The sequence below is a fragment of the Fervidobacterium pennivorans DSM 9078 genome (assembly GCF_000235405.2).
Lineage (GTDB): Bacteria > Thermotogota > Thermotogae > Thermotogales > Fervidobacteriaceae > Fervidobacterium > Fervidobacterium pennivorans.
In genome coordinates, this window is record NC_017095.1 from 1687551 (window position 1) to 1700434 (window position 12884).

Here is a 12884-nt window from a genome sequence, read left to right on the forward strand (position 1 = left end):
CCCCCTTCAAAACTAGTTTTTAATCATCAGTCTAAATTCAAAACAACTTTACCACATTGCTTATTTAACATAAGTTCGAAACCTTTTTCCCACTGATCAAATGGGAGAATATGGGTAACTACTTTTGAAAGGTCAACCTTCTTTGTTCGGAGCAATTCGTCCGCAATTCTCCAAGTTTCGAACATGCGTCTACCTGTTATACCGTAGACAGTTAGTCCTCGCATTGTAATTAAAGCATCAAAGTTTATTTCTATCTTCCCACCAAATATTCCAAGTACGGATACTTCTCCACCCATGGTAACACATTTCAGTCCATCTTCAAATGCCTTTCTGTTACCACTCATTTCGAGCAAAACGTCCACACCATCACCAAGAAGTTTGTAAACTTCCCTGACTAAATCTTTCTCAGCAGGATTGATGACAACATCTGCACCATTTTCCTGAGCCATACGAATTCTTAATGGGTCGACTTCCGAAACGATTACTGTACTTGCTCCGGCAACTTTTGCGACCTGGATAGCCATTAAGCCGATAGGTCCCGCACCGGTTATAAGTACTGTTTTACCAAGTAAGTTTGTAACAGAGGCAGTATGGATCGCATTTCCGAATGGTTCCATAACGGAAGCGTAGTCAAGAGGTATCTCAGGAGAGAATCTCCAAAGGACCGTTTCAGGTATAATCGCGTATTCTGCAAATATACCGTTTGTATCGACACCCAAAATCTTAAGATTCTTACATATGTGCATCCTACCGGTTTTACATTGATAACAATGTTCACAAGGAATATGTGTCTCGGCTGCTACCAAGTCTCCAACTTTGACTTGCGTAACCGCGTTACCAACCGCAACAACTTCACCTGCCATCTCATGTCCCGTGATTAATGGAGGAATTATACGTGACTGTGACCATTCATCCCACTTGTATATGTGAACATCCGTTCCACAGATTGAAGCTCGTCTTATCTTAACAAGCACGTCCCTCGGTCCAAGGTCTTCTTGTGTAGGTTTCTTAACTTGCTCCATTACTAATCCAGGACCTGCCACCTTTTTCATTATCGCTTTCATTGTTCCATTCGTTGTCTCTGTTCCCAAGACAAACACCTCCTCTTATAAGAATGTTCATATTTATTAAGCTCTACATTTCAATTATACAACCAACAAAAAAACATCGAAATTCTATCAAGCGCTAAATTAACGAGTATACAAGAGAAAAACCATCAGAAGAATTCTTAATATGGTAAAATTCACTAATTTTCTCAAAAACGTTCGCTACGTGAATTTTCTACAAACTTTCACGGAAATATTTCTGTTATTCGAATTCCGCATAGTCTCTAACATACCGTTCGTTCCTTATTCTCACCTTTTTTCCATCCATTTCTATAATTCCCAGCTTTTTAAGTTCTATAAACACTCTGGAAAGTGCTGGTCTTGTTGCTCCAAACTCCCTAGCAATTTCTTCTTTTGACATATCCATCGTAACGATAGACGAACCCTGCTCGTTCATCAAACGAATAAGATACGAACAAACTTTTTGAACAAGATTTTTCATCGTTATCTCGTAGAATCTATCAGTTACAAAAGTAAATGCATCGCTTACATATCGAAGATAGTTTCTCAAAAGCCTTTCGTTTTTCATCATTAACGAGACAAAAAAGTTTTTATCTAAATTCAGAAAAACAGAAGACCTAACGGTTTCTACATCAACGGGGTACTTCGCATCAGCTGAAAAAATAATCGCAGCTGCCAAAAGTTTTGGCGCAAACATGTGATCTATCTGCAGAACCCTTCCCTCAGGATTCGTAAACAATCCAAATGCTTCGCCTTCGACTAAAAATAGCAATTCATTACATTCATCACCACGCATCCTTACTAATTCCTTTGCTTTGTATCTTTCAATCTTTGCGTTGCGAACAACTTCCTCTATACAGTTCCTCTCCACACCTTTGAATATTTCACATTGTTCAAGAACTTCTATAAACTCCTTATTTGAATTGCCCATACGCATAATATTTCCCCCTTAACTGTTAAGCTTTCACTAATTTTCTTGTTTCCAACAAAAATTGTAACATAGGTTACGGAAAAATGTGGGCATCCCTGCTACAATAACAGTGAACGGTCAAAATAAATCTTTCACAAAGTTTGTAAATTGAAAAACCATGAAAAATTCACTTGTAGGAGGTGTTAGTATGGCGTTGAACATGTTTTGTTACCAGTGTTCGCAAGCGATGAATGGTGAAGGTTGTACGGTAACCGGTGTTTGTGGCAAGGAACCAACAGTTGCAAGATTACAGGATAACCTACAATTTATACTGAAAGGTATCTCTGCATATTACTACCACGCAAGAGAACTGGGTTACAAAGACGAAGAAATAGCAGCATTTCTCAGCGAAGGACTATACTCAACACTCACAAATGTGAACTTCGATGCTCAGGAGTTTGTAAACCTTGCACTCAAGGCTGGTATGATGAATTTCAAGGTTATGCAACTTTTGAAAAAGGCACACATTGAGACTTACGGAGAACCAACACCCGTTGAGGTTGAAACAGGAACGAAGGAAGGTCACGCAATAATCGTTACTGGTCACAATCTGAAGGCTCTTGAAGAATTGCTCAAGCAAGTTGAAGGCACAGACGTTTACGTTTACACACACTCAGAAATGTTACCAGCGCATGGTTATCCTGGATTAAGGAAATACAAGAATCTTGCTGGTAATCTTGGCGCAGCTTGGTATGACCAAAGAGAACTCTTCGACAAAATTCCAGCCGCGATATTGGGAACAAGCAACTGTGTATTGCTTCCCAAAGAATCCTACAAAGACAGGATGTTCACAACATCAATTGCAAGACTACCTGGAGTGAAACACATTGAAGGTTATGACTATTCGGAAGTTATAGCTAAAGCAAAGTCTTTGCCAAAACTTCCAGAACAACCAGGAAAATACAAACTCACAACCGGATATTCAGCAAGCGTTGTGAAGTCCCTTGCAGGAAAGATAAAAGAACTCGTTGAAGCAGGTAAAATCAAACACTTCTTCGTCGTTGGTGGTTGTGACACACCAACAAAACGCGGCGCATATTACAGGGAATTCGTTGAGAAGCTCCCAAAAGAGACCATTGTTATCACACTTGCATGCGGGAAGTTCAGAATTAACGACTTGCAACTCGGAGATATCGAAGGTATTCCAAGGCTTATCGATGTCGGACAGTGTAACGACACAATAGTAGCACTTGAAATTGCAATGGCACTTGCAGAAACATTCAACGTTCCGGTTACTGAATTACCTCTAACGCTCGTTCTCACATGGATGGAACAGAAAGCTGTTGCGATACTATGGACGTTACTCGCTCTTGGACTGAAAGGTATCTACATAGGTCCTGTACTACCAGCGTGGGTTAATAAAGACATACTCGATGTTCTAGTGAATAACTATGGTATAAAACTCATTGGAGAACCTGAAGAAGACATTAAAGCTATTCTTAAGGCATAACTATAACGATGCGGTTCCCTTTCGATGGGAACCGCTTTTATTTTTTCATTGCAAAAAATTGGATATTTCCATCAGCCAAAGTTACAATGACTCCATTTTCGTAAGGTAAAACATCCATCACATATCCTGCCCCTACAGCAAACTTCTCGTATTTTCCTGTGTTTGCATCGATGACAGCCAGCTCTCCGTTGTTAGTTCCCAAAAGAAGGTATCCTGCGTTGACAATTTTTGGGGAACAACCTATCGTTGAAGAACCTATATTACTAGACCAAACAATTTTTCCATTCTTCACGTCTATTTTGTATACTTCACCGTTCATAGTGGAAAGATATATAAAATCTTCAACTTTTTCAACAGCCGAATAACCTATACCTGGTATTCTTAGACTCCAGATCTTTTCTTTTTTTCGTACATCCATCGCATTAACAGTTCCATCGATATTTGAGTAAATCAGTAAAGCTCCAACAAGTGTGGGAGTTGAACTACCAGATGTGTAGTAGGTTTTTCCAATGTTAAATTGGTCAACCAGCTTCCCATATTCATCTATCAAGTAAATATTTCCGTCCCAGGAAGGTTGAAAATAAATATTATCTTCGAAAAACGGCTGCACTTGGAGCAGGCTTTTTAAATCGTGTTTTGCAATTACTTTAAAATCAGAAAGCCTCAAGATGTGGAAATATCTACCAGCACAGATAGCAATCGTAGAATTACCTGCTTTTAATGAATAAACTGGCTCTGACAATTTTATCTGCCTAATCAAATTTCCTTTGCTATCAAAAAAATAAATCTTTCCTTCTAAATCTCCTATAACTACTTGCCTTTTCTCCACTTTTGAATCTCTTGATTCTGAAATTATCTCCACGTTTGCCACAACGGGACCTACACTTTTTCTCCAAACCACGTTACCATTTCTCAAAAAGACCACATTCCCAGAGTAATCAGCAACAATAACTCCATCTTCGAAAAGCGCTGGTTTTGAGTAGATAGTGTCTTCCAAACTGAAATTCCAAGCCTTCTTTAATACATTCTGGTCACTGTTTTGTGCCCCTTCCAATTTAAAAAATCTTTGGTAAATTCCATCTTTACCAACAACAGAGATTCTCAAAAGAACGGAAAAATCAGTTTTTTGAACGTTAGTAAGTGTAACTTCGTAAGTTGAAAACTTCTGTGCGTTGTATTGCAATGCTTGTTCATGTACCAATCTGCCATTAGCCAAGATTCTTATTCTCTCAGCTCCAATGTAATCAACTTTTAGTTTCATCGTATTATCAGAATTATCAGAAGCTTTCAAAAGTTTTATCGTCGCATCAACCAACTGCCGTTTTTTCTTTTCAAGGGGTATGCTTTTAATCATTTTAAAGTTATCGCTTTCAAGGTTGTAGCTCCATAGGTAAGCATTTTCTCTGTCCCAACTTAAGACTGTCATACTTCCATCCTTTGCAGCGCCAAGGGTTTGAAACCATGCACCGTTGTAACTACCAGAATAATCGTATTTATGAACATGCCCAGAAAAGGTAAAAATAACATCGTATTTGGATATTAGATCGATTATTTTCCAACCATCGTCCGTGTATGTTACAGGTCCACCCAACGGATGGTGTGAAAGTAGTATTACCTGTTTACCTTTCGCTCTGGCTCTCTCTAGCTCTTTTTCCAACCAATTTATTTGAGCTTTTCCAATATGACCACCGTGTTGGAAATACATTGTGGTGTCGATACCCAAAAAAATAAAGTTACCAACTTCCTTGGAAAAAACTTCGTAAAGACCTTTCGAAAAATTGTCCGAATTTTCCAACACCTTACTCTTCCTTACCACATAGCTCCAACGCACGTCATGGTTCCCCAAAAGAGAACTATATGGAATTTGTGCTTTTTCAATTATAGATAGCGCATTTTTTAATCCTTTAAATTCTTCATCACTTCCCATCTCGGTTAAATCTCCAAGTAAGAACACATGCTGTGGCTTAATCTCTGTTATTTTGTTTAGCAAACTTTCTATGGTTTTTTGTTTGTACGGAAAGTGCAAATCCGTCAGCAAAATAACGTATCCTTGGTGCGAGAAGAACGGATAAGATTTTACATTTCCATCTTGGCTAAGAAGTAGCTTTGGAGTAAACACAACAAAAACCAAACACAAAAACACTAAAATTCTTATATTTTTGCTTTTCAACTTCCAGGCCCCCTATTTTTTGAGATTTTTACAATTTCATTTCTGAAAATTCCCGCCGTTGCGGTGGGATGGCTTCCAGAATCTTATTCTTTTCACTGCTTCTTAGCTTGGTAATAGCATCTTTTCGGAGATTCAATTTTGCCTTCCTTTTTCAGTGACTTTATCGCTTTATCAACATCTTCTTTTGAAAGTCCAGCTCTTTCCGCAATGTCACCCGGTCTTAAAGGCTTGTCTGATTCCATGAGAACTTTGAAAACCAGCTCCTTCTTATCCATCGGTGTATCCCCCCTAAATATAAAGTGAACCTACTTTAAATTGATACGTGGTATAATTATTATAGCACAAATGCCAAGGGAGTGACTGGTCTGAAAAAAGTAAAGGAGAGAGAAACTATGACTGCGAAAGATATTAAACCAAAATTAGTTGTTAGCAGATGTTTTTTTGAGCACACAAGATACGATGGTGGAATCATCTCGAGTGAAATTGTAAGAAAGCTTGAAAAATACTGTGACTTTATAAAAGTTTGTCCAGAAGTTGAGATAGGCTTACCAGTTCCCAGAGAACCTATAGATGTATTTCTTATAAAGAACGAACTGAGACTTATGAACAAAACAATGTCAGAAGACCTTACGGACAAGATGGTTTATTTCAGTCATAAATTCACCGATAGTCTGCCAAACGACATCGATGGAATGATACTAAAATCCAAGTCTCCATCCTGTGGCTTAAACGATGCAAAATTGTATGGAGAAAACGGGAGAGTTATTTCAAAAACACCAGGTTTGTTTGCAAAAGTGATGCTAGAAAGATTCCCGCATCTTGCCATTGAAAGTGAAATGAGACTTACAAACGATAAGCTGAGATTTGAGTTTCTCACATTCATTTTTACACATGCACGTTTTAGAAAGGTTAATAGCAAGGAAGAACTTGTTGAATTTCATTCAAGGAATAAGTATTTATTAATGGCAAAAAACGAGAAAGCAATGCGTGATATGGGAAAATTGGTTGCACAAAAGGGTTTTGATGACACTATAAAAATTGCATACGAACAACTGCTCGTAAAGGCATTGAAAACACCTTTGAAAGTGCCAAAGGTCATTAATACACTCCTGCATCTATATGGTTATTTCAAAGACAAGTTATCATTGCAAGAAAAAGCGTATTTTATGGATTTGTTAGAAGACTACAAAAACCATATTGTAAACTTACAAACTTTACTAGCAATCCTAAAATCTTGGGCTATACGGTATTCCGTTGATTATGTCTTGGATCAAACATTTTTCGAACCATATCCCAAGGAATTGGACCAACTGAAACTCGAAAGAGAAGTAACTGAGAGGTGAGATAAGGCGAATGGGAGTTGCTGTTAGCACATTTTCACGTTTAATGTACACACTCTTAAAGGTTATGAGATTTTCGAACATCGTTGAAAAGAAAATAAGGGAAAACAACTTTAATAAATCTCCAGCACCACCAAAGAAATCTATCTATAGAATAGCTGATGTTTCTCTTTCGCATATCTTAGAGAGACAGGTTTGGGAAATCAAAACAAAGAATTCAAGACCAGAAACAGTGGTCATCTTCCTACACGGTGGAGCGTACGTTGCAAATATATCTAAGATGCATTGGCGTGTTGTTCAGAAAATAGTTGAAATGATTCATCCAATAATTTATGTACCAGATTATCCTATCGCTCCAGAATCAAATTGGGAAGATACTTATAAATTCATGGATGAGTTATATTGCAAAGTGCAAGAAAAATATGAAGATAAGAAAATCGTTTTTATAGGCGATTCAGCTGGTGGAGGACTGGCTCTTGGGTTTGCACAAAAATTGAGAGATGAAGGCAAGAATTTGCCAAACCACATTGTTCTTTTCTCTCCGTGGCTTGATTTAAATATGAACAATCCTGAACTTAAGGAATACGAGAAAAAAGATGTGATCTTAACTATACGAGGTTTAAAATCTGCCGCTCAAAAATATGCCGCAGGTGCAGATTTAAAAAACCCTTATCTCAGCCCCATCTATGGCGATTTCTCAAAGCTTTGCCCAATAACTGTCTTTACAGGAACAAATGATTTACTGCATCCAGACTCTAAAAAATTACGGGAGGTATGTACGTCTCAAAACCTCCCGCTGAATTATTTTGAATATCCTGGAATGTTCCACGACTGGGTAGTCTTCACGTTCCTACCTGAATCAAAAGATGCACTTAAAAAAGTAAAAGAAATATTAGTAACGGGGGTGAAATTTTAGTAGTTATTCCAAACGAATCTAATTATCTCATCCTGGTACTGCATGACAACGTACGTTGGAATGACAAAGTTGTTGACCATTATGGCGAATGCTACTTTTCTACCAGTCTTTGTAATCATTATCCCTGCTATGTTGGAAACTTTCTGCAAGGTTCCAGTCTTCGCATACAACGTTATATCCCCAAGCCTCCCTTGCATCGTACCCTCTGTTCCTGATCTCGCTAAAGTTGATATGAACCCGTTAAGGCCACCGTGGTTTTTGTACGCGTAAACTAACGTTTGTGCAACCATGTATGGTGTAGCAAGATTGTAAGTTGACAAACCTGAAGCGTCGTTCAACTTGAAAGGATAATATTCTCCGAAAAGTTTCTTGTAAAAGTCATTCATCACTTTGAGTGAATTGTAAATACTTCCCAATCCGTAGACTCTTAGACCCACGGTTCTCAATATTTGTTCAGCGTAAGAGTTGCTACTGTACTTGTTTGCAACCGATATAAGGTTCTTTAAAGGGGCGGATTTAATGACTATGAATTCTCTATAGTCATTTCTTAACTTGCCTATTTTAACTGTACCGTAAACTTTGATTCCGTAATCATTGAGGATCTTCCTAACGTTAAACCCAAAATTCAACGCCACGGCGTTAATATCGTATGGGTTAAATGTATTAGGATTTTCTTTAAGCACAAGTGCATCAATACTTGGGTTTTTGTAATCCCACTCCCAACCGATACCCCATCTTTCATTTGAGAAAAAGGAATTATCAATAACAATATCACCTTCGATTTCTTTAACACCTTCTATTATGAACTTTTTAAAATTTTCACTGAGTATTTCAACACTCATCGAAGGATCTCCGTTGCCTTTTATGACGATATCTCCCCTAATCCTTGGTGAAATGTTACCACGTGGGACATAAACTGTGGTGGTGTAGCGGAACTCAGGTCCAAGCACTTCCCAAGCCACAAGTGTGGAAAACAGTTTTGTCAACGAAGCGGGAATAAAAAGATTATGCTCATTATAGTGAACGAGCGTACTACCATTGTCTGCATCAGCAAAATATACACCGACAAACCCACCTTGTGGTACTTTTGATGTTATAAGTGAATAAATGTCTTGTGATAAACAGAAGGAAGGAAAAAGTAAAAACGACAACAATAAAAATAAGAGAAAGGAACCGGAGTTTTTAATTTCTTTACTCAACAATTTGATGGATGCTCTGGACACCGATTACTTTGCCTCCCATATCAACATACAAAGTATCTTCTGTAATTTTTAAAACAGTTCCTTCAACAATCTGTTCATCAACTTTTATCTTAATCCTATCTCCTTCTCTTGGGACTAAGTATTTCTTCCAGAGTTTTGTAATGTTCTCAGTTTCATTTCTGTAACTTATCAATAAGTTCCACGCATGTTTGTTAATGGCATCAAGTAAGTAAGTGATTTTTACCTTTTTCTTCAGAATATCTTTTAATGAGATTGCAATATCTTTCAAATCATCTGGAATGTCATTGTTCACGTTGATTCCTATACCTACAATTATCGCAACTACTCTGTCGTTAACAGAAACAGCTTCTGAGAGTATGCCCGCAAGTTTTTTACCATTGTAATATATGTCATTGGGCCACTTTATGTAAGCCTTCACTTTCAACTTTTTTAATACTTCCACAATGGCTATAGAAAATACTTTTGTGTATACATGAAGGCCTATGTGCACCTTCGGTTTAAAGAGAACCGAGTACCAAAGTCCACCTTCTGGAGAATACCACGTTCTTCCCATTCTACCTTTGCCAGCTGTTTGCTTAATGGCAACTACTATAGCTCCATCGTGAAAAGACTTATAGTTCCTTTTCAAAAACTCGTTGGTGCTATCGACCTCGTAAAGTACTTCTATCTCTTCTCCTATCATCTCTACACTCAGCTCCCTTTATCCGTTTTCCAGCAAATATACCTGTAAAACTATAATGCTTTCCTTCTCAAAAACTCTTTCAACCTGTGTCTCAAGAAAATTGCGGAAAAAATTAAATAAACCACTGCGCCAAAAATTGTGGATGGAATCACCCAAATACGTCTTGAAGAAATATTAGAAAAGAAATAAGTCGCTACCCCCATGATAAATGCAGACAAGATAATGTACAAATCATCTTTTTCGAAAAGCTTTTTGTTTTGTTCGTTTATCAAAAGGTACAGAAATCCTACTATTCCTGCAACACTTGTAGCTAACGCGACGCCAACTGGTCCATACTTCAAGCCAACAAGAAGGTCCATCACTACATTCGATACAGCAACTATCGTTGTTGCTTTCAAAGGTGTTTTCATATCTTTCATTGCGTGGCGCGCACGTGTCATCGTTGAATACATACCATAGAAAGGTAGTCCTAAGACGTAAGCGTTTAGTACTTGAGCAGTAGTTCTGGTATCTTTCGCTGTAAATTGCCCATATTCGTAAAATAACCGAAGTATAGGTTCGTCGAGAACGATAAGACCGATTGTTGCAGGGACCGTGAAGAACAGTGTCGAAGTTATACCATGTTTTAAATGCTGAGTATAATTATCTCTATCGTTGCTGATTGTTGAGAGTATCACAGTTGCCACAGCCACTCCAAACAAACCATATGGGAGCATATAAAATCTTGATGCATATTGGAGATAGGAAACTCCACCGCCAAGTCCTCGACTGTAATAAGAAACCACGTTCGTGTCAACTATGCTGTTGATTTGAGAAATGGACATCGCTAAGAAACTGGGCCAAAATAGTTTTAAGAACTCGCCTGTGTATTTAAAAGTAAAACGGAGTTTGTGCCTTTTTAACGGATAAGCAAGCGCCAAGAATGCAGCGGCTTCTCCTATTAGAAAGCCCCAAGTAGGTCCGTAAATACCCAAACCTGGGACCAACATAAAGATTATAATTACGATATTTGGAATAATAGGTGTTAAAGCCGGATAAAAGAACTTACCACGCGTATTCTCAATAGAATATGTTATCGCCCACCAAAAGATGAAAAGTATCGAAGGAGCCGTTATCCTTGTCAGAACGCGTATAAGTTCTTTCGTTTTCGGTGCTGCACCTGAACTGAAAAGGTATACGACTATATCTGGGAATATCATGACCGCTGAAACTATAACTAATAAGACTATTGTAAAACTTGTTAGAACGGAAGATAAGAACTCATCTTTGTCTTTAGACTCACTGTAAAGTGGTACAAATGCAGAGGTCATCGCACCTTCACCAAAAACCCTTCGTAAGAAAAACGGGAACAAGATGGCTACGAAATATGCATCTGCTTGCCATGATGTTCCAAATTTTGAGGCCATGAGCATATCTCGGACAAGTCCTAAGACTCTTGACAAGAATGTCGCTATAGCGAATGCAAGGCTACTTAACATTACACTCAATTTTCGACAACCTCCAAAGATTAGGTCAGTTTACTTTGCGTAAGCTATTGAGCGTTTTTCCCTTATCACAACAACCTTAAGTACACCTGGATACTGTAATTCATTCTCTATTCTCGTTGCGATATCATGCGCCAATTTCTCGATTGTTGCATCATCGGTTTTCTCTGGCTGGACAATAACCCTAATCTCCCTACCCGCTTGTATTGCATAGGCATTTTCAACGTATTTATAACTCTTTGCTATCTCTTCAAGTTTCATCAATCTCTTAATGTAGCTTTCTACATCTTCCCTTCTTGCACCGGGTCTTGCAGCCGAGATAGCATCTGCAGCGGTGACAATGGCTGCTTCTGGTGTCATTGGTTCTTCTTCTCCGTGGTGTGCCATTATCATGTTGATAATTTCGTCAGATTCCCCGTATCTTTTGAGAATCTCTGCACCTATAATCGTGTGTGAACCTTCAACTTCGTGGTCGAGTGCTTTACCTATATCGTGCAACAAACCTCCACGCTTTGCCTTATCTACATTCAGTCCAAGCTCAGCCGCGAGCAAGCCAGCAATTTGAGCTACTTCGATTGAGTGGTTCAGAACGTTCTGACCGTAGCTTGTTCTAAATTTCAATCTACCGAGCAATTTAATAATTTCCGGGTGGAGTCCTCCAACACCAACTGCAATTACTGCTTCTTGACCTGCCTCTTTGATTTCTTTTTCAACTTCTGCCTTCGCTTTTTCGTACATCTCTTCTATCCTTGCTGGGTGAATTCTACCATCCTGGACCAATTTTTCTATCGTTCTCCTTGCGATTTCTCTTCTCAACGGGTTGAAAGAACTCAAAGTAACCATTTCAGGTGTATCATCAATAATAAGGTCAACACCCGTTATCTTTTCAAAAGTTCTTATATTTCTTCCTTCTCTTCCTATCAAACGACCTTTCATATCATCGTTTGGCAAGGCAACCGTGCTGATAGTAACCTCACCAGTGTACTCGGGAGCATACCTTTGAATAGCATCAGCAATAACTTTCTTTGCATACTTTTCAGCATCTTCTTCGTATCTTGCTTTAATTTGAACAAAAACTTTCGCAATTTCGTGTTCGTATCTTTCTCTTGCCTCTTGCAAAACTATTTCTCTTGCTTGTTCGTGCGTAAGACCTGCCAGTTTGGTAAACTTTTCCTGGATTTCCTTTTCCTTCGCTTCAAGTTCCTTTGCCTTTGTTTCTAATTCCATTTTTAAGTTTTCAATGAAACTTTCGCGCTTATCAAGCATCTCTTCTCGTTTACTGAGAAGTTCCTCACGCTTCAAAATCCTTTCCTCGAGTTGCTTTATTTCCTCTTCTCTTCTCTTTCTTTCTTTTTCTATCTCTTCGCGAATTTGGTGTGCTTCTTCGCGCGCTTCTATTATCATTCTTTTCTTTATCTCGGTAGCTTCTTTTTCCGCATTCTTTATTATGGTTTCCGCATCTTCCTTAGCAGCCTTTAATTTCTTTTCGATATCTTCTTGAGCTTTTTTTCTGCCAACCGTGCTTCCAAGGTAGAAACCTAATGCCAGACCTACGACCGCTAAAATTATGTATATCAAAATA

The 12884-nt window shown here is 38.4% G+C and carries 11 protein-coding genes; 3 read left to right on the forward strand and 8 right to left on the reverse strand.

The window, feature by feature from the left end; genetic code table 11:
* Positions 1-26 precede the first annotated feature (26 nt).
* Positions 27-1064, reverse strand: coding sequence for an L-threonine 3-dehydrogenase (tdh, locus tag FERPE_RS08035; protein WP_041263479.1), 1038 nt, complete (start codon positions 1062-1064; stop codon positions 27-29).
* 244 nt (positions 1065-1308) lie between these two features.
* Positions 1309-2004, reverse strand: a complete 696-nt coding sequence (locus FERPE_RS08040; protein ID WP_014452130.1) for a Crp/Fnr family transcriptional regulator — start codon at positions 2002-2004, stop codon at positions 1309-1311.
* A 187-nt stretch (positions 2005-2191) separates the two neighbouring features.
* Between FERPE_RS08040 and hcp the strand changes: the two genes are divergently transcribed.
* Positions 2192-3487 (forward strand): hydroxylamine reductase, encoded by a 1296-nt coding sequence (gene hcp / locus FERPE_RS08045; RefSeq protein WP_041263480.1) that lies wholly within the window; start codon positions 2192-2194, stop codon positions 3485-3487.
* 37 nt (positions 3488-3524) lie between these two features.
* On the opposite strand, the gene FERPE_RS08050 is transcribed toward hcp, so the two are convergent.
* Both FERPE_RS08050 and FERPE_RS08055 read right to left on the reverse strand, forming a co-directional pair.
* Positions 3525-5657 carry a metallophosphoesterase gene (locus FERPE_RS08050; RefSeq protein ID WP_014452132.1) on the reverse strand — a complete coding sequence of 711 codons (2133 nt, stop codon included), beginning with the start codon at positions 5655-5657 and terminating at the stop codon, positions 3525-3527.
* A gap of 92 nt (positions 5658-5749) precedes the next feature.
* On the reverse strand, positions 5750-5932 hold the full coding sequence (locus FERPE_RS08055; protein WP_014452133.1) for an HTH domain-containing protein: 183 nt from the start codon (positions 5930-5932) through the stop codon (positions 5750-5752).
* Positions 5933-6049: 117 nt separating this feature from the next.
* Between FERPE_RS08055 and FERPE_RS08060 the strand changes: the two genes are divergently transcribed.
* Positions 6050-7000: a YbgA family protein gene (locus FERPE_RS08060; protein ID WP_014452134.1), complete on the forward strand. Its 951-nt coding sequence runs from the start codon at positions 6050-6052 to the stop codon at positions 6998-7000.
* Between the two features lie 10 nt (positions 7001-7010).
* A complete protein-coding gene (locus FERPE_RS08065; RefSeq protein WP_014452135.1) occupies positions 7011-7913 on the forward strand; it encodes an alpha/beta hydrolase fold domain-containing protein in 903 nt (300 codons plus the stop codon).
* On the opposite strand, the gene FERPE_RS08070 is transcribed toward FERPE_RS08065, so the two are convergent.
* Genes FERPE_RS08070 through rny form a run of 4 tightly spaced genes read right to left on the reverse strand, consistent with a single transcriptional unit; the run spans position 7910 to position 12883 of the window.
* The gene (locus FERPE_RS08070) at positions 7910-9136 is read right to left on the reverse strand and encodes a D-alanyl-D-alanine carboxypeptidase/D-alanyl-D-alanine-endopeptidase (RefSeq protein ID WP_014452136.1); all 1227 of its coding nucleotides are present in this window, start codon (positions 9134-9136) and stop codon (positions 7910-7912) included. The genes FERPE_RS08065 and FERPE_RS08070 overlap by 4 nt on opposite strands.
* Entirely contained in the window at positions 9105-9818 is a 714-nt protein-coding gene (locus FERPE_RS08075) for a biotin--[acetyl-CoA-carboxylase] ligase (protein WP_014452137.1), read from the reverse strand. Before FERPE_RS08075 ends, FERPE_RS08070 begins: the two co-directional genes overlap by 32 nt.
* 50 nt (positions 9819-9868) lie before the next feature.
* Positions 9869-11296, reverse strand: coding sequence for a murein biosynthesis integral membrane protein MurJ (gene murJ, locus FERPE_RS08080; protein WP_245530454.1), 1428 nt, complete (start codon positions 11294-11296; stop codon positions 9869-9871).
* Between the two features lie 39 nt (positions 11297-11335).
* Positions 11336-12883, reverse strand: coding sequence for a ribonuclease Y (rny, locus tag FERPE_RS08085; protein ID WP_041263481.1), 1548 nt, complete (start codon positions 12881-12883; stop codon positions 11336-11338).
* Position 12884 lies beyond the last annotated feature (1 nt).